Source organism: Synechococcus sp. CS-205, from assembly GCF_025128255.1.
Classification (GTDB): Bacteria; Cyanobacteriota; Cyanobacteriia; order PCC-6307; family Cyanobiaceae; genus Regnicoccus_A.
Genome location: NZ_JAHLZB010000036.1, coordinates 1 through 19,008 on the forward strand (window position 1 = coordinate 1; position 19,008 = coordinate 19,008).

A 19,008-nucleotide genomic window follows, 5' to 3' on the forward strand; every position below is an offset into this window, starting at 1 on the left:
CCGTTTCTGATATTCCGGCCGGAGGGGTGGGCATCTCATGGAGTCTCTGCCTGAGATACAAGCGGGAATTACCGTGCCGTCAAGAGATCAGCAGGAGCGGAGTTCCTGGCGAGCCATCCCGACCCCTGAATGGATACCTTCGATCTTCTGTGAGGAGGCATTCGCCTCGAAGATGGGCGTGCCGGTGAAGCCGAACAGCTGGGCCCTGGGGAAGAAGGCCTTGATCGCCTTGTGGTTCTCGCCGAACTGGGAGCGGTGACACTCGTCGAAGATGAACACCAGACGCTTGTCTTTCAACGATTCGAGCTGCGCCTTATAGGTGGCCTGGCCGCTCCTGGCCCGTTGCTGATTGCGCTTGCTGTTCTCATCCAGTGCCAGCCCCAGTTTCTGGATGGTGGTGACGATCACCTTGTCGGCGTAGTCGTCCGACAGCAGGCGGCGCACCAGGGCCGCCGTGTTGGTGTTTTCCTCCACACAGCCGTCCTGGAAGCGGTTGAACTCCTCGCGGGTCTGGCGATCGAGATCCTTGCGATCCACCACGAACACGCACTTGTGGATGTGTGGGTTCTCCTTGAGCAGGGTGGACGCCTTGAAGGAGGTGAGCGTCTTGCCGCTGCCGGTGGTGTGCCAGATGAAGCCGTTGCCGTTATCGTCATCAATGCATCGCACCAGATGCTGCACGGCATACACCTGGTACGGCCGCATCATCATCAGCTTCTGTTCGCCTGCTAGGAGAACCATGTAGCGGCTGATCGTGCGCCCCAGATCGCATTTCGGCAGGAAGCGCGCGGCGAAGTCGTCGAGATGGGCGATCTTCTTGTTGTCCTCACCTGCAAATTCATAGATCGGCAGGAAACGCTCTTCGGCGTTGAAGGCGAAGTGACGGGCGTTGTTATTGGCGAAGTAATAGGTGCGATCGCGATTGCTGACGGCAAACAGCTGCATGAAGCAGAGCAGCGTGCGGGTGTAGCCGTTGCCGGGATCATTCTTGTACTCGACGATCTGCTCCATGGCCCGGCGTGGATTGATGCCAAGGCTCTTGAGCTCGATCTGCATCACCGGCACGCCATTGATCAGCAGGATCACGTCGTAGCGGTGGTGGCTGTACTCTGTATTGATTCGGAGCTGATTGATCACCTCAAAATCGTTCTTGCACCAATCTTTCAGGTTCACCAACGAGTAGTTCAGCGGCGTGCCGTCGTCTCGGGTGAAGGCATTGAGATTGCGAAGGAGCCTGGCAGCAGCGAAGACGTCAGGCGTGATGATCTCGTCGAGCAGCCTGGCAAACTCGCCGTCCGTCAACTTGACGCGATTCAGGGCCTCAAATTTCTCGCGAAAATTAAGCTCTAGCGCCGCACGGCTATTGATATCTGCGCGATAAACGTATTTCAGTTCAGTCTGGCTGGCTATCAAGTTGGCTTCGATTTCTTGCTCAGACATGAACTGCGGCCAAGCTTGTCCTTGCGGGAATTATAGAGCAGCCTATCCAAGCAGCACAGGCCATGGGGGATGTGTGAGATTTTGGTCGCATCTTTCAGGCTCTTGGTTGCCTTTGCATGGCCCGCACAACTAGTCATTGGAGGGTTCCGTGAACCATGCTCCCCGTTCCCTTGCCTTCCGATAACCACAGGCGGATGCGCTCTTCAGAGCTTGCCGAACCCTCTTGCGCCAATCGGTTCCAGGGGATGGAACCAAAATCTAGCCGTGGTTCACGGGTCCGCAAACCATCTGTTCATTGGGCTACAGAATGTCGGCGGGACTGCGCACGCCCAGTGGTCCGCGGTTCAGCACGTGCGTGTAGATCATCGTGGTGCTCACGTCCTTGTGGCCGAGCAATTCCTGGATCGTCCGGATGTCCTGGCCGCGCTCCAGCAGGTGGGTGGCAAACGAATGGCGGAAGGTGTGACTGCTGGCCGCCTTGAACACCCCAGCTGCAGAGACGGCCCTCTTCACGGCTTTCTGCACGAGGCTCGGATCCAGATGGTGGCGACCCTGGGTGCCTGAGGCTCGATCGTGCCAGCGACGCTCCTGAGGGAAGACCCACTGCCAGCCCCACTCTCGAGCGGCATTGGGGTACTTTCTTGCCAGGGCATAGGGCATCAGCACCTGGCCCCACCCGGCAGCCAGATCCACCTGATGCACTTGCCTGACAGCCAGCAGATGGTGCTGCAGGTCTGCCACAAGGCTCTGGGGTAGCAGCGTGAGCCGGTCCTTGCCGCCTTTCCCATCCCGTACGGTCAGTTCACGCCGCTCGAAATCCAGATCCTTCACGCGCAGCCGCAGGGCCTCCATCAGGCGCAAGCCGCTTCCATATAAGAGTCCCACTACCAGGGCCGGATCCCCCTCCAAGTGCTCGCGTACCGCCCGCACTTCCGCTTCGCTCAGCACCACCGGCAATCGGCGTCGGTTCCGCGCCCGCACCACACCCTCCAGCTCCAGACCCCGTTCCAGCAGCTCTCGGTAGAGAAACAACAGCGCCGCCAGTGCCTGGTTCTGGGTTGAGGCGCTCACCTGCAGCTCCACCGCCAGGTGGTTCAGGAAAGCATTCACCTCCGCGCTTCCCATCTCCCGAGGGTGGCGCATCCCGTGGAAGCGCAGGAAACGCCGCAGCCACTGCTCGTAGGTTTTCACGGTTCGGCGAGCGTAGTGGCGCACCTGTAATTCCTCCCGGTACCGCTGGATCAGGCCCGGTGGGCGCGAAGAGCTGGTCATGGGTCGGGAGAGATCGCCGCTCTCTGAGGATTCCCACCCACAACGCTTTCGAAATCAAATTGCCGGATTACTCACACCATCGCTTCCGGTTTCACCCACCGATCGAACTCCTCAGCGCTGATCTCGCCGAGCACCAGGGCCGCTTCCTTGAGGCTCAGCCGGTGCTCGTGGGCATGTTTGGCGATGGAGCAGGCGCGGTCATAGCCGATCGCCGGGGTGAGGGCCGTCACCAGCATCAGGCTCTGATCCAGCAGATCACTGATGCGACTCTCGTTGGCCTGGAGCCCTTCAATGCAGTGCTCGCGAAAGCTGGTGCAGCCGCCGGTGAGCAGCTCAATGCTCTCCAGCACGTTGTGGGCGATCAGCGGCTTGAACACATTGAGCTCGAAGTTGCCCTGGCTGGCCGCCATCTGCACAGCGCTGTTGTTGCCCATCACCTGTACGGCCACCATCGTGAGGCTTTCGCACTGGGTGGGATTCACCTTGCCCGGCATGATCGAGGAGCCAGGTTCGTTCTCCGGCAAGATCAACTCGCCCAGCCCACAGCGGGGTCCGCTGCCGAGCCAGCGGATGTCGTTGGCGATCTTCAGCAGGCTTCCGGCCAGCACCGTGAGAGCGCCATGGGTTGCCGCCAGGGGTTCATGGCCCGCCAGGGCCTGGAACTTGTTCGGTGCGCTGTTGAACGGCAGGCCGATCCGTTCGGCCAGCCGTGCCGCCACCTTCTCGCCGAAGCCTGGGGGGGCATTGAGGCCGGTGCCCACGGCCGTGCCGCCGATCGCCAGCTGGCGAACCTGGGGCAGCGTGTGACGCAGACTGTCGAGCCCCAGCTCCAGCTGGGCCCCATAGCCGCCGAACTCCTGGCCCAGGCTGAGCGGCACAGCATCCTGCAGATGGGTGCGACCGATCTTGATGATCCCTGCAAACCTCTCCGCCTTGGCATCCAGGGCTCTGATCAGCGCTTCCACGGCGGGAATCAACCGCCTCTCCAGTTCCAGCACCACCGCAATGTGCAGGGCGGTGGGAAAGGTGTCGTTGCTCGACTGGCTCAGGTTGACGTGGTCGTTGGGGTGGACCGGGGCCTTGCTGCCCAGCACGCCTCCGGCCGCCTCGATCGCCCGGTTGGCGATCACCTCGTTGACGTTCATGTTGGTCTGGGTGCCTGAGCCCGTCTGCCAGACCCGCAGAGGAAACTCCGCCGCCAGATCACCGCTGGCCACCTCTTCGGCCGCCGCCACGATCAGGGACGCCAGGGCCGGATCGAGGCCCCCCAGGTTGGCGTTCACTTCGGCGCAGGCGGCCTTGAGCTGGCCGAAGGCCCGCAGGATCGGCTCCGGCATCGCCTCGCCGAAGGGGAAGAAGTGAAGCGACCGCTGGGTCTGGGCACCCCAGTAGTGCTGCGCCGGCACCTCGAGGGCACCGAGGCTGTCGGTTTCGCGGCGTGTGGAGTCTCCCGGCGGGGTGGTCATCAGCCTGCGGGCACCACTTCGCTGTTGAGCTCATTGAAGCTGCGGGTGGCGCTGGTGCTGGCGCTGCCGGCGGGATTGAGCCCGGTGGCCTTGCTCAGGGCCGCACTGACGGCTTCACTGCTCACCTGGCCCTTGCCGTCGAAGACGACCCGGCCGGCCGGATCCAGCACCACCACCTGGGGGATCAGCCCCTTCCAGTAGTGGGCTGGGTCACTCGTGCCCTCGTCGGGGCGGTTCTGGAGCAGATCGGTGGTGAGCGGAATGATCTCCACGCGTGCACCCCACAGCCGCTGCAGCTCCGAGACCACGGGGGCGAACTGCTTGCTGTCGGCGCTGTCGTCGAGATAGAAGATCAGCACCACCGGCCGGTGGTCGGCCATGGCCTGGGCCAGGCTGCTGCGCGGTGGCACCAGGGAGCCGTTGCCGGCGTAGAGGGAATAGATGTTGCCGTCGTAGCTGTTGGTGGTGAGGGCGGCCGCCACCGGCCAGGCTGGCGCCAGCCACAGCCAGGCGCCCACGATCAGACTGAGCAGGCCTGAGTGCAGACAGGAGAGAAGCCCGGCTTGAAAGCCGAGGCGGGTAGGAACGCGCAACCGAACACCAGGTGGGCTGGAGCCATTGTGACCCTCAGGGTCGGCTGATGCTTCGCCCCAGGCCCTGGAGGATCCCGCGCCCCACCAGGCCGATGGCGCGACCGATCACCTGGGTGAGCACCACCACGACCAGATCCCCGACGCGTTGCAGCAGGGCACGCAGCTGGGGTGCGAGAGCGTCTCTGGCCTCCAGCGCCAGGGTGACGCTCTGCTGCAGCCAGCCCAGCTGGCGCAGTTCTTCGTCGCGGGGTTCGGTGAGCAGCAGGGGGCGGATCGTGCCTCCTTCCTCCAGGCGGTAGAGCAGCCGCTGGCTCTCATAGAGCTGGACGGGCTTCTCGAACCACTCGCTCCAGCGCTGCTGGGCATTGAGCTGGTTGCGCAGGCGCTCCAGGCTTCGGGTGGCGATCAGCTCCTCCACCAGCAGGTAGCGGCGCAGTTCCGGCCAGTCGCCGCAGCTGGCGAGCACGTCGGCACTGATGCGCTCGGCGCTGCGGATTAACCAGTTGCTCACCAGGGCTTCGAGATATAGAAGGGCCTGGGGTTCATCGGGGGCAAGCAGGCGGCCATCCACCAGCAGCGGCTGGGCGGAGAGCAGGGCCGCCAGCATCGGCTGGCTCGAGGGGAGTTCAGGGTCGTCGAGATCGAAGCTCCCCTCGCTGGTGAGCGTCTCGGCCACGGGCAGCAACGCGCCCTGCTGGGGCAACTGCACATAGGGGCCTGCCATCTGACGCAGCGCCTGGCGGCGCAGGTTGGGCTGCAGGGCCTGCCACCTCTGCTGGAGGTCGTCGCCGCGCAGGTGCTCCTGACGCAGCTCGCGCAGCAGCTGATCCAGTTGGGTGAGCAAGGCCAGGAACAGATCCCTGCGCCGCTCGGGGCTGAGTCCCTCGAGGGCGAACAGCTCGCTGCTGCCCTGGCGCAGGAGCTGTCCCTGGCTGGCCTGGCCCAGCCGTTGATGGATCGCCTCCCACACGGCCACGGCGGTGCGCTGCCGCAGGGTGATCGCGGTGCTGCCGCTGCTGGGGGGGCGTGGTTCTCGGGTGGGGGCCTCCAGCTCCAGGGGCACTCCCGTGGCACTCCAGGCCATCGACACCGGCCCCCAGAGCCAGATCACCAGCTGCCGGGCGGCGTGCAGCTCCCGCCGTCGCCCTTCCAGGATCAGCTGCAGCAGCAGATTGGTGGGGGGAGGGTCCAGCAGGCCACGGCAGACCTCCAGCTCCCGATCGATCTGCTGGAGGCCACTGATCAACAGCCACTGGCCGAGCCCCATCGTTCCAGCGCCCCAGGCACCCTCAGCCCTGGGGTTGGCCATGGTGTCGCTGCCGTCCCCCACGGCCACCACCCTGCCGCCTCCCAGCAGGGTGGACACGGCTCCGAGAAGGGCTTCCGGCTCGGGCTGCTGCAGAAGACCGGCGGCCGGCAGCTGCAGCAGCCACTCAGGACTGCAGCCGGGCTGAGCAGGAAGCAGGAGAAGCAGAGGCGCTGGCAGCCAGCGCTGCTCCAGGCGCTGCAGTTCCAGCAGCAGGTTGTCGGGATGAATCGGGGCCTCCAGGCTCCAGATCACCAGTTGAGGGGCGCCATCGAGCTCGGAGGGCCCGCTCGCCACCCGGCAGGGGGGGCTCGCCTCCTCCAGCAATCGTCTCAGCCCCTGACGCAGGAGCGGCTGGGCCAGCAGCAGCACCTGCGCACCCAGCTGCCCCCCTGGCCCCTGAGCGGGCAAAGGCTGAGTCACGCGCCGATCCTGTCCATGGGCTCAAGGTAACGAGAGCGGGCTGGAAACTCCAGAGGCCGGAATCGGTTCAGCTGCGGCGACGCCCGTAAAGCTGCAGGGTGTACGACTCGATGCTGTAACCGGTGAGATCCTCGATCTGGTGCACCAGCTCCTGGGGTAAGACCACGTCGAGGTCTTGGATGTCGCCGCTGTGCAGGCAGGTGAGGTGGCTGTGGGGATCGCTGCGATAGCCATAAAGCCGACCGCTGGCACGGTCGAGGCACTCGATCACACCGGCTGACTGGAGGGCTTCGAGATTCTGATAAACGGAGGTGTGGCCGATGTTGCGGCCCTGGGCGTTGAGCCGCTCGAAGATGTCGCGGGCGCTGAGGTGACGACGGTCGCTCCAGAGCAGTTCCAGAACCATCCGCCGCTGGCGGCTCAGGCGCATGCCCAGGTCGCGGCAGCGCCGGAAGGCCTGGGAGACCGTGGCGCGCACGTCAACCGGGGACGAATCCTGCCGGGAGCTGCCGTCGGCTTCTGAGGATTCTCCGGATCTCACCGGCACGTCTGTGGTGGTGAGGGCAACGGACACGGACCCGGTTGAGGAATGATCACTGATCTCTATGTTAAGGGCCTTGCCCAGCGTGATGGCTTCCATCGGGGGATGGGCCCGCTCCGATCAGTGCTCAGCGCAGCGCTTCGATCAGCAGACCGTCGCATCCAGGGGGTCCTGGAGCCGTGCGGATCCCACCGCCTGGAGGGCTTCGCGCAGGTCCACGCTGCCGTCGTAGAGGGCCCGGCCCACGATCACGCCCTCCACCCCCAGGGGGGCCAGGCTGAGCAGCGCCAGCAGGTCAGTGAGCGAGCCCACGCCGCCCGAGGCGATCACCGGCAGGGAGCTGGCGTCCGCCATGGCCCGCAGGGCCTCCAGGTTGGGCCCGGCCAGGGTGCCGTCGGTGGCGATGTCGGTGCTGATGATCGCCGCCACGCCGCTGCCCTCGAAGCTGGCGGCCAGTTCGGTGGCCATGGTGTGGCTCTCCTCGATCCAGCCTCGGGTGGCCACCTTGCCGTTCCGGGCGTCGATACCCACCACGATGCGGCCGGGATGGCGCGCCGCCAGCTGCCGCACCAGCTCAGGCTGCTCGATCGCCACGGTGCCGAGGATCACCCGATCGAGCCCGCAGGCCAGCAGGTCGTCGGCCCGCTCCGCCGTGCGCACGCCTCCCCCCAGCTGCACGGGGATCGTGAGGGCGGCGGTGATGGCGCGCACCACGCCATCGTTCACGGGCAGACCGCTGCGGGCCCCGTCGAGGTCGACCAGGTGCAGCCGCTCGGCCCCCTGCTCCTGCCAGGAGAGGGCCTGGGCCACCGGATCGTCGCTGAAGCGGGTGACCCGGTCGTAATCGCCCTGGTGCAGGCGCACGCACTGCCCGTCGAGCAGGTCGATGGCCGGGATGATCTGCATGGCGGCGAAGGGGAACTGGCGCTGGGTTGTGTTCCATCTTCCCTGGCCGCTTTCGGGGATGGTCTCCGTCTCAGGCTCGGGTTGCGGCAGTTGCTGCCAGCCCGGTAGCCAGTGCCGCTGGTCGCGCAGCTGCTTCAAGGGCACCACCAGCCGAAACGCTGGATCCAGCAGTGCCGAGAGCTCGATCGCCCGCTCACTTCCGCGCCCCCGCGCTCCGAGCAGCCGGAAATGACGATGACCGCCGCTCTCGGAAAGGGCGGCTGCCTGGGCGGTCCAGTGGGGCGGCAGGCGCGGCTGACTCCTGCTCACAACCCTGGTGCGAGCGTCAGTCCATAGGGGGTGTGATCGGCCGGCTCGCGGATCCCCAGTTGCTCGCGCCAGTCCTGCACCGACCGCTCCCAGCCCTCTTCCCAGCGCACCGCCGCCAGGCAGGAGGCGCTGCGGGCGATCGCCATGGCGTGGGCCAGAGCGGTGCTGAGCTGCTCGTAGTCGAGCTGGGCCGTCCGTTGCAGGCCCTGCTGACGGAAGCTGCTCAGCTGGGCGGCGGTGTTGAGCAGCACGTAGGCGGGAAAGCCGATCTGGCTGGCGGTGATCATCAGCACCCCGTTCTCGCCCACGGCACCCGTGCCGAAGCCGGTCACCACGTGGTGAATGTCGTGGGTTGTGCCGATCCGCTGGGTCAGCCAGCGCGCCTCGGTGTCGGTCGTGCGTGGCCGGAAGAACTCAGGGTCGTAGTTGAGATGCCTGATCAGCTGCGCATACCCGTGGCCAAGGCTTCCCTCCGGCATCTGGATCATGCGCTCGATGTCGGGTTGCAGGGGGGGATAGCGCTGATCCATCATCTCGGCGCCGCCGGGGATGGCGCGGAAGCGACGCACGCAGGCCTCCATCTGGGGGCTCTCGAGCATGTTGTCGACCAGGTCGGCCACCGAATGCAGATCGCCACCGCTGCGGCCTATGGCGGAGAGCAGTTTGAGGTTGTTGAGCGAGCGCAGCAGCTCGGTCCAGCGGGGCATGGCCTTGCGGGCGATCCAGCGCCTGCAGCATTGCAGCCGGGTCTGAGGCTGACGCCCCGGCCGCTTGAATGGCGCCCTCCCCGCTGAATGGCCGTGAAGATCCTGGTGATGGGTGGAACCCGTTTCATCGGCAAGCCTCTGGTGGCGCAGTTGCTCGCCGCCGGCCACCAGCTCACCCTCTTCACCCGCGGCCGCCAGCCCCTGCCCGAGGGGGTTGAGCATCTCGCGGGCGACCGCAGCGACCCCGCCGGCCTTGAGCCGCTGAGCGGCCGCTCCTTCGACGTGATCATCGACAGCAGCGGCCGCAGCGGCGCCGACAGCCAGGCTGTGGTGGAGCGCACCGGAGCGCCGAGCTATCGCTTCGTGTACGTGAGCTCCGCTGGGGTCTACGCCGACAGCGAGCTCTGGCCCCTGGATGAGGACGCCGCCACCGACCCCGCCAGCCGGCACGCCGGCAAGCTCGACACCGAGGCCTGGCTGCGGCAGCAGGCGATTCCATTCACCAGCTTCCGCCCCACCTACATCTACGGACCGGGCAACTACAACCCGGTGGAGAGCTGGTTCTTTGAGCGGATCGTCCACGGCCAGCCGGTGCCCCTGCCCGGCGATGGCACCACGATCACCCAACTGGGCCATGTCAGCGATCTGGCCACGGCGATGGCCCGCTGCCTGGATGTGGAGGCCGCGGCCAACCGCATCTACAACTGCAGCGGCGCCCAGGGCGTCACCTTCCGGGGCCTGGTGGCCGCGGCGGCCAGGGCCTGCGGGGTCGATCCCGAGGCCGTGGAGATCCGCAGTTTCGATCCTTCTGGCCTCGAGAAGAAAGCCCGCAAGGCCTTTCCGCTGCGCCTGGCCCATTTCCTCACCGACATTCACCGCGTGCAGCGGGAGCTGGCCTGGTCACCCGCCTTCGATCTCGAAGCCGGCCTGGCCGACAGTTATGCCAATGATTACGCCCTGCGCGGCCCCACCACGCCCGACTTCAGCTCCGATCAGGTTCTGTGGGCCGGCTGAGGCCGGCCCACAGGTAGGTGGCGCCGGAGCTGAGCGCCAGCAGCAGCGAGGGCCAGAACAGCCACCAGCCCAACCTTTGCAGGCCGCTGGCCAGAGGCCAGGTGAGGGGCCAGAGCAGCAGCAGCAGGGCCGCGAACTGGAGCACGGTCTTCGCCTTGCCGGCCGGGGAGGCCGGAGCGCCGCTGGCCTGGCCGGCCCGCCAGCCGGAGATCAGCAACTCCCGCGCCAGCAGCAGCCACACCGCCCAGACGGGCAGGGTCCCCTCCCTGGCCAGCCAGAGCAGGGGTGCGCTGATCAGGATCTTGTCGGTGAGAGGGTCGAGCCGTGCTCCCCAGACCGAGCCACCACCCGAGCACCGGGCCAGCCAGCCGTCGGCCCAGTCGCTGAAGCCGCCCAGCAGCAGCAGAACCCACGCCAGCCCCGCCTGGCCTGCGCCGAGGGCCAGCAGCAGGGGCAGTCCGAGCAAGGCCCGGGCCACGGTGAGTCCGTCTGCCAGACGACGGGACAGCGGCGCAGCGGGCCGATGCCCTGGCGGTTCGTGCGCGGTGGAACGCATCGGGAAAGGGTCGGGTCGTGCCCCCACGCTGGCCTAGAACCCTTGCAGATGCTCTGCCCCGATGACCACCGACACCCCAAGGACCGTACGGGTGGCCGATGCGATGTCCACACCCGTGCTGTCGGTGACGCCGACCACGCCGCTGCAGGACGCGGTGAAGCTGATGAGTGATCACCACATCAGTGGCCTGCCCGTGCTCGATGGGCAGGGGGCCCTGATCGGAGAACTCAGCGAACAGGATCTGATGGTGCGGGAGAGCGGCTTCGATGCCGGTCCCTACGTGATGCTGCTCGATGCCGTGATCTACCTGCGCAACCCCCTCGACTGGGACAAGCAGGTGCACCAGGTGCTGGGCAACACGGTGGCCGACGTGATGGGCCGCCATCCCCACAGCTGCAACGCCGACGTGTCGCTGGCGGCTGCCGCCAAGCTGCTGCACGACCGTTCCACCCAGCGGCTGTTCGTGTGCGAAGACCAGGCTGTGGTGGGAGTGCTCACCCGCGGCGATGTGGTGCGCTCCCTGGCGGCCGAGGGCTGATCTCCCTCCAGGGCAGGATCGCCCCGTCGGCCACCAGCCAGATCTGCTCGAGTGGATCGCAGGGATGTCCGCCGGTGAGCTGCCCGAAGGAGGGCAGCAGCAGCCGCCGACTCCTGATGTCGTAGCTGAAACAGGGCAGTCGCAGCCGGTCGCTGCGGTCGCCGATCAGCGCCACCGGATGCAGGTGACCGCAGATGTGCAGGTGATCGGCTGCCCCGGGCGGGGGCTGATCCTCGGGACCATGGCTGAGCCAGAGGGGGCCACGGGGCGTGGCCGGCTCCTGGGGCAGGCCCTCGATCCAGCTGCCCTGTTCGTGGTTGCCGCCGATCAGCCGCAGCGGGCAGCCCAGCAGCTGGGGCAGGGCCCTGAGCTTCTGACGCAGCTCCGCGGTGAGGCCCAGCCGGCTGTGGATCAGGTCGCCCAGCACCACCACCTCCCGGGGCTGCCAGCGGTGGGCCAGGGCCAGCAGGGCGTTGAGGGTGCCCGCATCCCCGTCGCTGGGCAGGGCGATGCCATGGCTCTGGAAGGTCTCGGCTTTGCCCAGGTGCAGGTCGGCCAGCAGCAGCAGCCGTTGCTGCGGGTCCCAGATGGCCTTGGCCGCCAGCAGCTCCAGCCGGTGCCCCTGCCAGTGGAAGGGGGCCCGATCGAGAGGGTGATCCGTCATCGCCGCGCCCCGGATCAGGTGGCCATCGCCGCCTGGTATGCCGGCCTGGCGCGGGTGGCCTCGATCGTGGCCTGAACCGCCGGGTACGGGCTCAGATCGAGCTGGGGGAAGAAGACCGGCAGGTAGGCCAGGTGAGCGTTCACCGCACAATCGGCCACACCCCAGACCTCACCGATCAGGGGGCTTCCTTTGGCCAGGAGCTGGTCGAGGGCGGCCATCAGCCGTGGGAATTCCCGCTCCCTGGCGCTTTCCACGAACAGGGCCGTGGCCAGGGTGGCGTTGGCGAACAGCACCCACTGCTCCGCCAGGGCCCGCTGCTCGGGGGTCGAGAACTCCTGGCCATAGCGATCGGCGAGGTAAAGCAGGATCGCGCCGCTCTCGAACAGGCGCAGGGGTTCCCCGTCGGGGCCGCGGGCGGCGCTGTCTTCAAGCGCTGGCACCTTGGCGAAGGGATTGATCGCCAGAAAGGCCTCCTGCCGGTGTTCACCGGCCTGCATGTCGAGGAGGTGCCAGGTGTAGGGGATCGCTTTCTCGGCCAGATACCAGCGGGGCATCGAGGCCCTGGAGCGGGCTCCGCCGTGGAGGGTGAGGGTCATGGGGTGGGTGCGGTGGAAATCCTCGCCGCAGAATGGAGCTTCACGGGGATGGAATGCCGGTGGACGACAGCCTGCTCCGTCTGGCGCCTTATCTGGTGGGCCGCGCCCGCCGCGGCATCGTCGGCGACAGCCGCTATGCCCGTTCCCTGCGCGAGGCGGTGCGGGAGGCCTCCCAGGATCCCGATGGCGGTGCCCTGCTGATCAGCGGCGAGCCCGGCCTGGAGAAGGACAACATCGCCGCGCTGATCCATTTCGGCTCCCCCTCCCGGAGGACGCTGATGGTGCGGCTCGACGGGGCGGTGCTGCGGGGCGATGGCGCTGAGTTGTTCGGCAGTGCCGGCCGTGGCGGTGAAGGCTCCCTGCTGGAGAATCCGCAGGTGGGGGCCCTGCTGATCGACAAGCTCGACCGCGTCGACCCCCAGCTCCTGCCAGCCCTGCTGGAGCTGGCCAGCAGCGGCCGCTGGCAGCCCCCGGATCCCGGCGCGGCCCCCCGCCACTTCCCGGGTCGGGTGGTCTTCACCACCGAGGCGGTGGTGCCCGGCTTCGAGCGCGCCTGCACACTGATCCGCGTGCCGCCGCTGCGGGTGCGGCGGCAGGACCTGGGCGACTGGCTTCGCTACGACCTGCGCCTCAAGAGCCGGGCCCTGGGCTGGCCGGTGGCACCGGTGGTGGGCACGGAGCTGATCCGGCGCCTGCAGACCCACGACTTCCCCGGCAATGTGCGCGAGCTGGAGGACCTGGTGGAGCGGGCCCTGCGCCAGCTGCCGGCGCCCAGCGAGGGCGAGCCGCCGCCGGAGCTGCCGGAAGAGGTGTTCTGGCTGCCCTCCCGCCAGAGCCGCCCACGCTTCGACCTCTGGCGCTGGAAGCCGGCCCTGCGCACCTGGATGCGCTCGCCACGGCTCTGGAACGCCCTTCTGTTCGGTCTGGTGAGCTGGCTGTTCGTGCTGGTGAACCTGTGGTTGTGGCTCGGCCCCCAGGATCGCGCCCACAACGGGGCACTGAATCTGTTCTGGGCCTGGTGGTGGCCTCTGATCCTGCTGGGGTATCCCCTGGTGGGCCGCCTCTGGTGCTCCTTCTGCCCGTTCATGGTCTGGGGTGAGATCAGCCAGCGGCTGGCCGTTGCCCTCGGTTGGCAGCCGGCCCGCTGGCCCAGGGGGGAGACCGACCGCTGGGCCGCGCCGGCCTTGGCCGCCGGCTTCGCCGCGATCCTGCTCTGGGAGGAGCTGGCGGATCTGGAGAACAGCGCCCGGCTGAGCAGCTGCCTGCTGCTGCTGATCACCGCCGGGGCCGTGGTCGGTTCCCTGCGCTTCGAGAAGCGCTTCTGGTGCCGTTATCTCTGCCCGGTGGGGGGGATGAACGGCCTGTTCGCCAAGCTTTCTGTGCTGGAGCTGCGCGCCCAGGTGGGCACCTGCAGCGGCAGCTGCAGCACCTACGCCTGCTTCAAGGGCGGCCCCGCCGACGGGGAGGGCCTGGCCACGGCCGGCTGCCCCCTCGGCACCCATCCGGCCCACCTCGACGACAATCGCAACTGCGTGCTCTGCCTCACCTGCGCCCAGGCCTGCCCGCACCGTTCCGTGCAACTGAGCCTGCGGCCTCCCGCCGCCGACCTGCAGCGGGAGATGGCTCCTCCCGACGGTGAGGCGGGTCTGATCCTGGTGCTGGCCGGTGGCGTCTGCCTGAAGTTCTGGGATCGCCTGCTCGGGGGACTGCCCATGGCCCCCGAGAGCCTGCAGGCCGGACCCCTGCTGCCGCGCCTGGCCTTCGCCGCCCTTGCCCTGGCGCTGCCCTCGGCCCTGGCGCTGGTTGCGCATCGGTTCGGGAGCTGGCTGACGCCGGCGGGCAGGGCCGCCCGGCGCCTGCGCCTCGGGCTCTATGGCCTGCTGCCTCTGCTCTGGGCCCTGCTGCTGGCGCGGCATCTGCCGGTGGGGATGGCGGAAGCGGGCCTTTGGCTGCCGGTCACCTTCCAGCAGCCACTCCCCGGCTGGAGCGCTGATCACCACGTGATCGCCTTCTGTCAGAGCCTGGTGCTGCTGGTGGGGGTGGGCAGCTCGCTGGTGTTGCTGCGCCGCCTGCTGCTGAACAGGGGGGCGGCCCTGTGGTGGGGCAGCGCCGCTGCCCTGGCGCTGGGGGCGGGGGGGCGCTGGCTGGTGGCGGGTTAGGCAGCCCGTGGCGCCAGGATGACCCTCGCCTTCACAACAGCGCGCAGAGCCGCCGGATGTCTGAGCTGCTGTAGAGGCTTCGGGATTCTCCCGGGGTGGCCACAGCGAAGTTGTGCTCCTTTGTGAGCAGGTTGGCGGCACCGAGGCGGTTGGCGATCTCGACCCGTTCCAGGCCGCGGCTGCTCCGCCAGAGGCGGCAGTCGTGGCGGGTGTCATGGGTGGTGGCCAGCAGGGCGGTGATCGCCAGGGCAGGCCCAAGCCAGTGGTGGCTCATCACAACGGCATCCAGTGGCGACCAGTGTCCAACCGGATGTGTTCCTCTTGCTACACCAAAGGCAAGGCGCTCCGCCAGGATTCCGCCATGGATGGAGAGCCCTATTGACTCGACGACGCCTCCAGCGCCAGCTTCCGGGTGAAACCCGCCACTGGCTTGAGTGCCGCCTGCACGCTCTCGAGAGCCGTGAGCGATTCGAAGAGGCCTATGCCCTGCGCATGGAAATGGCCGAGTGGCTGCTGGAAAGTGGCCACGATCAGCCGGTGAACAACCTCACCGTGGCGCGGCTGCTGCGGGATGGAACGGTGTTGGTGGATTCCCTGCTCAGCGACCCGACATAATCACCCCACAAGACTTTCCCCCATGACCATCGCCCTGCTGATCGCCCTGGTGGGTTCCCTGGTGCTGATGAACTGGATCGTCAAGAAACTGAGCAAAGCCTGAGTCGGGCCTTCCAGAGCTGGCATTGCTCAGCCGTCGTCTTCGGCTTTTCTGGCTTCGGCCACCAGCCGCTGCACCCGCTCCAGCACCGACTCGTTGCTCATGCGGTTGTTCAGGCGCTCCACGAGCAACGGGAACGCGAAGGGGCCAGGCCGTGGTGTGCGTTCCAGCAGCCGCTGGGCGCGGCTGAGGCGATCGAGGGCCTGGCGCAGGCGGCCCAGTTCCAGCTGCTCGTCCATCACTTCGCGGCGCGCCTGCTCCAGCAGGCGGTTGCCGGGTTCATGGCGGTTGAACACATCGAAGAGCAGAGCGGCGCTGATCTGCAGCTGGCCGCCGCTCTTGCGCTGGCCGGGGAAGCCGTTGACCACCAGGCCGGCAATCTGGGCGATGGAGCGGAAGCGGCGGCGGCAGAGCTCCGAGAGGTTGATCGAGGCCTCCAGATCCGCTTCCAGCTCCCCTTGATCGAGCAGGGCGTCGCTCCAGGCCTCGTACAGGGCTTCGAAGGGGTAGCCGCGGGGGGCCAGCAGCTCGAAGCCGTAATCGTTCACCGACACCGTGATCGTGGCCGCCTGGATCCGGGTGAGGCGTCCGGCCCAGAGGAAGCCCAGGCCCTCATGCACGAAGCGCCCCTCGAAGGGGTAGGCGAACAGGTGGCTGCCCTCGCGGCTGCGGGTCACTTCCACCAGGAACTGATCCTCCCGCGGCAGGCGCGAGAGGTCGGCCTGGCGGCGCAGCAGCGGCTCCAGGGCCCGCAGTTCGGCCGTGTCGAGCCGGTGATCGTCGGCACTGGCTGCCGCAGGTTCCGCCGCCTGGATGGCCCCGGCACAGCGGTGCACTTCCCGGCGCAGGTGAACGCTGAGCAGATCCGAGAGGGCCATCTGGCCCCCGGCCCAGGCGGGCACCGTGCGGCTCTTGCGGGTGCTGGCCTTCACCAGGGCGGTCATGTCGCGCAGCCGCACGAACTCCAGCTGCCGTCCGGCAAAAAAGAACACATCACCCGGCTTCAGGCGCGAGATGAACCCTTCCTCCACATGGCCGAGGGTGGTGCCGCGCACCACCTTGACGCTGATCGAACTGCTGGAGGTGATCGTGCCGATCCCCAGGCGGTGCAGGCGGGCGATGGCGGGATCCTTGACCCGGTAAAGGCAGGGCTCCTCCCGCTCCAGCTTGCGGAAGCGGGGGTAGGCGCCGAGGCAGTCGCCGCCGTGCTCGAGAAAGCGCAGACACCACTGCCAGCTGGACTGATCGAGGTTGCGGTAGCTCCAGCTGCTGCGGACCCGCTCCAGCTCCCGCTCCGGCTCGAAGCCCGGTCCGCAGGCCAGGCTGGTGAGGTGCTGCAGAAGCACATCCAGCGGCGCCACCGGCGGCCGGCGGGTTTCCACCAGCCCCTCCCCCAGCCCCCGCCGCATCGCCGACACCTCCAGCAGCTCCAGGGCGTTGGTGGGCATGAACAGCACCTGGGAGGTGCCACCGGGGTTGTGGGCCGAGCGGCCGGCCCGCTGCAGCAACCGGGCGAGGTTCTTGGCACTGCCGATCTGCACCACCCGCTCCACTGGCTGAAAGTCGACCCCCAGATCAAGGGAACTGGTGCAGACCACCCAGCGCACGTCCCCAGCCTTCACCCCGGCCTCGATCGCCTCGCGCTCGGCCCGGTCGATCGAGCCGTGGTGCAGGGCCAGACCGTCCTCCATCTCGGGGCAGGCGTAACGCAGGCACTGGTGCCAGCGCTCCGCCTGGTTGCGCGTGTTGGTGAACAGCAGGGTGGAGATGGCCGGATCCATGGCCGCCACCAGCTCCTCGTACATGCGCAGGCCCAGGTGACCGCCCCAGGGGAAGCCGTCGATCGACTCCGGCAGCAGGCTGCGGATCTCCGTGCCCCGTCGCACCCGCGCCCGCACCAGCAGGGGCTCCGTCGCCGCGCCAACTCCCACCGCTGCCCTGGCGGCCTCTTCCAGGTTGCCGATGGTGGCGCTGATCGCCCAGGTGCGCAGCCCCGGGCGCTGCCCCCGCAGCCAGCTCAGGGCCAGCTCGGTCTGAGTGCCGCGCTTGCTGCCCATCAGCTCGTGCCATTCGTCGAGAATCACCGCTTCGAGGCCCGCGAACAGCTGCGCCGCGGTGCGGTTCGCCAGCAGCACCGAGAGCGATTCCGGCGTGGTGATCAGGATCTGGGGCGGCTGAGCGAGCTGACGGCTGCGTTCACTGCTGGCGGTGTCGCCGTTGCGAATACCCAGCGTCAGCGGCCAGCCCATGGCCTCGATCGGCTCGCGGATCGCCAGGGCCAGATCGCGGCTGAGGGCGCGCAGGGGGGTGAGGTAGAGCAGGCGCAGGCCCGGTCCTGGATTCGCCAGCATGTCGGCGATGGGTCCCATCACCGCCGCATAGGTTTTGCCGGCGCCGGTGGGTACCTGGATCAGACCGTTCTGCCCGTGCAGATAGGCCTTCCAGCACTGACGCTGAAAGGGAAGGGGTCGCCAGCCCTTGTGGCGGAACCAGGCCTCGATCGGCTCGAGTGCAACGGGCTGGGAGGCCAAGGCGGGGGGGTCCGGATCAGGTGGTGAGGATGCCCACCACCACCGCGGCGATGGCCAGGATCACAGCCCCCAGCACCACGCCGGCCGCCACGTTGCCCTTGCGGATCTCGGCGCGGTAGTCGATCGGGGAGAGCTTGTCGAACAGCAACAGGCCCGCATAGATGAGGATGACCCCGACGACGGTCCACCCGACCGTCAGCAGGAGCTGGAGCAGGGGTTTGACCAAGGCGGCATCCCGACGCGCCATTCAGGCTAAGGACCGGTCCGGTTCACGGCCCGGACCGGCTGATGTGCGGCGCTGGCCGCTGCTGCTGGGGCTGTTGCCCCTCATCCCCCTGCTGGTCCTGCTGATGTCTCTGCTGGAGCGGCCCCAGCGCCAGCAGATCGCGGTGGCACCCGAGCAGTCGAGCACCAGCGAACCCCTGCGCCTGGAATCAGGGTGGTTCGGCAGTCCGCTGATCAAGCTGCAGGCCGAGCTGCCGGTGAACACCGCCATGGGTCTGGGGGTGGAGCTGCTCGATGCCGGCGGGGGCACCGTGCTGGAGCTGGCGAAAGACGGCTGGCGCGAGACCGGCATCTGGTCGGAGGGGGGTGAGAGCGGTCGCTGGGAGGAGAGCGACGCCGGCCTGCGGTTGTCCCTGCGGCCGCCGCGATCGGGGCTGTACCGGCTGCGGCTCACGCTGGAGGATCTGCTCGACACAGCCGGCCGCCCCCTGGAGAGCCCCCTGCTGGTGCGGCTGGAGGTGCGCAACCACAGCGTCGACGCCCCGTTGCTCTGGTTCACCGCCCTGGTGACGCTGTTGATGGCGGGGATCGCCATGAGGTCCATCTACCGCAACTCTCGCCTGCGCAAGGTGCTGCGCCTGGAGGACAACCGCCTGCGTCTGCGCTGCCGGCTGGGGGGGGCTGGCCTGGTGCGTGTGGAGCTGCGGGCCCGCTACGAGCGTCCCTCCAGCGACGCCGGCCCCCTCGCCCCCCGGCTGATGGCGGAGCTGCAGCTGGAGGCCAACGATGCCCTCGGCCGCTCGCGCCTGGTCTTCAAGCGCCTCTTGCCGGTGGCGGCCCATTCCAGCGACGGTGACCACTGGTTGAACGTGAACGAAGTGCTCCACCTCAAGGTGAGCGAGCCCCTCAGCCTGGGTCTGAAGCTGACGCTGCCTGAAACCATCGCGGATGGAGGCCAGCCCTGGGAAATCGAATGGTTGCGGCTGGTGCTGGAAGACGGGGTGCTCAGTCCCCGCCCGGTCGCCGCGCTGACGCTGGAGCCCTGAG

19 protein-coding genes and 1 pseudogene are annotated in these 19,008 nt (G+C 67.8%); 5 read left to right on the top strand and 15 right to left on the bottom strand.

Features of this window, described 5'->3' with window-relative positions:
- Positions 1–87 precede the first annotated feature (87 nt).
- From KQ297_RS09130 to KQ297_RS09170, 9 genes and pseudogenes are all read right to left on the bottom strand, one after another.
- Positions 88–1,440, bottom strand: coding sequence for a DEAD/DEAH box helicase family protein (locus KQ297_RS09130; RefSeq protein WP_259739143.1), 1,353 nt, complete (start codon positions 1,438–1,440; stop codon positions 88–90).
- A 300-nt stretch (positions 1,441–1,740) separates the two neighbouring features.
- Positions 1,741–2,712, bottom strand: a complete 972-nt coding sequence (locus tag KQ297_RS09135) for an integron integrase (protein WP_259739144.1) — start codon at positions 2,710–2,712, stop codon at positions 1,741–1,743.
- Positions 2,713–2,783: 71 nt separating this feature from the next.
- The gene (gene fumC, locus KQ297_RS09140) at positions 2,784–4,178 is read right to left on the bottom strand and encodes a class II fumarate hydratase (RefSeq protein WP_259739145.1); all 1,395 of its coding nucleotides are present in this window, start codon (positions 4,176–4,178) and stop codon (positions 2,784–2,786) included.
- Positions 4,178–4,771 (bottom strand): thylakoid membrane photosystem I accumulation factor, encoded by a 594-nt coding sequence (locus KQ297_RS09145; RefSeq protein WP_259739146.1) that lies wholly within the window; start codon positions 4,769–4,771, stop codon positions 4,178–4,180. Before KQ297_RS09145 ends, fumC begins: the two co-directional genes overlap by 1 nt.
- A 34-nt stretch (positions 4,772–4,805) precedes the next feature.
- Positions 4,806–6,500, bottom strand: coding sequence for a DUF3685 domain-containing protein (locus tag KQ297_RS09150; protein ID WP_259739147.1), 1,695 nt, complete (start codon positions 6,498–6,500; stop codon positions 4,806–4,808).
- Positions 6,501–6,567: 67 nt separating this feature from the next.
- Positions 6,568–6,930 (bottom strand): Fur family transcriptional regulator, encoded by a 363-nt coding sequence (locus tag KQ297_RS09155; RefSeq protein ID WP_259739187.1) that lies wholly within the window; start codon positions 6,928–6,930, stop codon positions 6,568–6,570.
- Positions 6,931–7,185: 255 nt separating this feature from the next.
- Positions 7,186–7,947 carry a 1-(5-phosphoribosyl)-5-[(5-phosphoribosylamino)methylideneamino]imidazole-4-carboxamide isomerase gene (gene hisA, locus KQ297_RS09160; protein WP_259739188.1) on the bottom strand — a complete coding sequence of 254 codons (762 nt, stop codon included), beginning with the start codon at positions 7,945–7,947 and terminating at the stop codon, positions 7,186–7,188.
- Positions 7,948–8,052: 105 nt separating this feature from the next.
- Positions 8,053–8,256, bottom strand: a pseudogene (locus KQ297_RS09165) (TIGR02450 family Trp-rich protein); the annotation flags it as partial.
- On the bottom strand, positions 8,253–8,963 hold the full coding sequence (locus KQ297_RS09170) for a Coq4 family protein (protein ID WP_259739148.1): 711 nt from the start codon (positions 8,961–8,963) through the stop codon (positions 8,253–8,255). The gene KQ297_RS09170 and the pseudogene KQ297_RS09165, both read right to left, overlap by 4 nt.
- A gap of 93 nt (positions 8,964–9,056) precedes the next feature.
- Between KQ297_RS09170 and KQ297_RS09175 the strand changes: the two genes are divergently transcribed.
- A complete protein-coding gene (locus KQ297_RS09175) occupies positions 9,057–9,977 on the top strand; it encodes an NAD-dependent epimerase/dehydratase family protein (RefSeq protein ID WP_259739189.1) in 921 nt (306 codons plus the stop codon).
- On the opposite strand, the gene KQ297_RS09180 is transcribed toward KQ297_RS09175, so the two are convergent.
- A complete protein-coding gene (locus KQ297_RS09180) occupies positions 9,946–10,533 on the bottom strand; it encodes a CDP-alcohol phosphatidyltransferase family protein (RefSeq protein ID WP_259739149.1) in 588 nt (195 codons plus the stop codon). The genes KQ297_RS09175 and KQ297_RS09180 overlap by 32 nt on opposite strands.
- A gap of 103 nt (positions 10,534–10,636) precedes the next feature.
- On the opposite strand from KQ297_RS09180, the gene KQ297_RS09185 reads away from it, so the two are divergent.
- On the top strand, positions 10,637–11,071 hold the full coding sequence (locus KQ297_RS09185; protein WP_259739190.1) for a CBS domain-containing protein: 435 nt from the start codon (positions 10,637–10,639) through the stop codon (positions 11,069–11,071).
- Here the strand turns inward: KQ297_RS09185 and pdeM are convergent.
- Both pdeM and KQ297_RS09195 read right to left on the bottom strand, forming a co-directional pair.
- A complete protein-coding gene (pdeM, locus tag KQ297_RS09190; protein WP_259739150.1) occupies positions 11,028–11,735 on the bottom strand; it encodes a ligase-associated DNA damage response endonuclease PdeM in 708 nt (235 codons plus the stop codon). The genes KQ297_RS09185 and pdeM overlap by 44 nt on opposite strands.
- Before the next feature lie 14 nt (positions 11,736–11,749).
- Positions 11,750–12,331, bottom strand: a complete 582-nt coding sequence (locus KQ297_RS09195) for a glutathione S-transferase family protein (protein ID WP_259739151.1) — start codon at positions 12,329–12,331, stop codon at positions 11,750–11,752.
- 53 nt (positions 12,332–12,384) lie between these two features.
- On the opposite strand from KQ297_RS09195, the gene KQ297_RS09200 reads away from it, so the two are divergent.
- Positions 12,385–14,490: a 4Fe-4S binding protein gene (locus KQ297_RS09200; RefSeq protein WP_259739152.1), complete on the top strand. Its 2,106-nt coding sequence runs from the start codon at positions 12,385–12,387 to the stop codon at positions 14,488–14,490.
- Between the two features lie 31 nt (positions 14,491–14,521).
- On the opposite strand, the gene KQ297_RS09205 is transcribed toward KQ297_RS09200, so the two are convergent.
- Entirely contained in the window at positions 14,522–14,764 is a 243-nt protein-coding gene (locus KQ297_RS09205) for a hypothetical protein (protein WP_259739153.1), read from the bottom strand.
- Positions 14,765–14,868: 104 nt separating this feature from the next.
- Between KQ297_RS09205 and KQ297_RS09210 the strand changes: the two genes are divergently transcribed.
- Entirely contained in the window at positions 14,869–15,105 is a 237-nt protein-coding gene (locus KQ297_RS09210) for a hypothetical protein (protein WP_259739154.1), read from the top strand.
- 129 nt (positions 15,106–15,234) lie between these two features.
- On the opposite strand, the gene KQ297_RS09215 is transcribed toward KQ297_RS09210, so the two are convergent.
- The gene (locus KQ297_RS09215) at positions 15,235–17,736 is read right to left on the bottom strand and encodes a ligase-associated DNA damage response DEXH box helicase (protein WP_259739155.1); all 2,502 of its coding nucleotides are present in this window, start codon (positions 17,734–17,736) and stop codon (positions 15,235–15,237) included.
- Between the two features lie 16 nt (positions 17,737–17,752).
- Positions 17,753–17,962 carry a DUF350 domain-containing protein gene (locus tag KQ297_RS09220; RefSeq protein WP_006170691.1) on the bottom strand — a complete coding sequence of 70 codons (210 nt, stop codon included), beginning with the start codon at positions 17,960–17,962 and terminating at the stop codon, positions 17,753–17,755.
- 94 nt (positions 17,963–18,056) lie between these two features.
- Here KQ297_RS09220 and KQ297_RS09225 point away from each other — a divergent pair, with 94 nt between their 5' ends.
- The gene (locus KQ297_RS09225) at positions 18,057–19,007 is read left to right on the top strand and encodes a hypothetical protein (protein WP_259739156.1); all 951 of its coding nucleotides are present in this window, start codon (positions 18,057–18,059) and stop codon (positions 19,005–19,007) included.
- Position 19,008 lies beyond the last annotated feature (1 nt).

Bases quoted from the DNA above. Each gene is read 5' to 3' on its own strand.
- KQ297_RS09130 (WP_259739143.1), bottom strand. From the start codon at position 1,440: ATGTCTGAGCAAGAAATCGAAGCCAACTTGATAGCCAGCCAGACTGAA.
- KQ297_RS09135 (WP_259739144.1), bottom strand. From the start codon at position 2,712: ATGACCAGCTCTTCGCGCCCACCGGGCCTGATCCAGCGGTACCGGGAG.
- fumC (WP_259739145.1), bottom strand. From the start codon at position 4,178: ATGACCACCCCGCCGGGAGACTCCACACGCCGCGAAACCGACAGCCTC.
- KQ297_RS09155 (WP_259739187.1), bottom strand. From the start codon at position 6,930: ATGCGCCTGAGCCGCCAGCGGCGGATGGTTCTGGAACTGCTCTGGAGC.
- hisA (WP_259739188.1), bottom strand. From the start codon at position 7,947: ATGCAGATCATCCCGGCCATCGACCTGCTCGACGGGCAGTGCGTGCGC.
- KQ297_RS09170 (WP_259739148.1), bottom strand. From the start codon at position 8,963: ATGCCCCGCTGGACCGAGCTGCTGCGCTCGCTCAACAACCTCAAACTG.
- KQ297_RS09180 (WP_259739149.1), bottom strand. From the start codon at position 10,533: ATGCGTTCCACCGCGCACGAACCGCCAGGGCATCGGCCCGCTGCGCCG.
- KQ297_RS09185 (WP_259739190.1), top strand. From the start codon at position 10,637: ATGTCCACACCCGTGCTGTCGGTGACGCCGACCACGCCGCTGCAGGAC.
- pdeM (WP_259739150.1), bottom strand. From the start codon at position 11,735: ATGACGGATCACCCTCTCGATCGGGCCCCCTTCCACTGGCAGGGGCAC.
- KQ297_RS09195 (WP_259739151.1), bottom strand. From the start codon at position 12,331: ATGACCCTCACCCTCCACGGCGGAGCCCGCTCCAGGGCCTCGATGCCC.
- KQ297_RS09200 (WP_259739152.1), top strand. From the start codon at position 12,385: ATGCCGGTGGACGACAGCCTGCTCCGTCTGGCGCCTTATCTGGTGGGC.
- KQ297_RS09205 (WP_259739153.1), bottom strand. From the start codon at position 14,764: ATGAGCCACCACTGGCTTGGGCCTGCCCTGGCGATCACCGCCCTGCTG.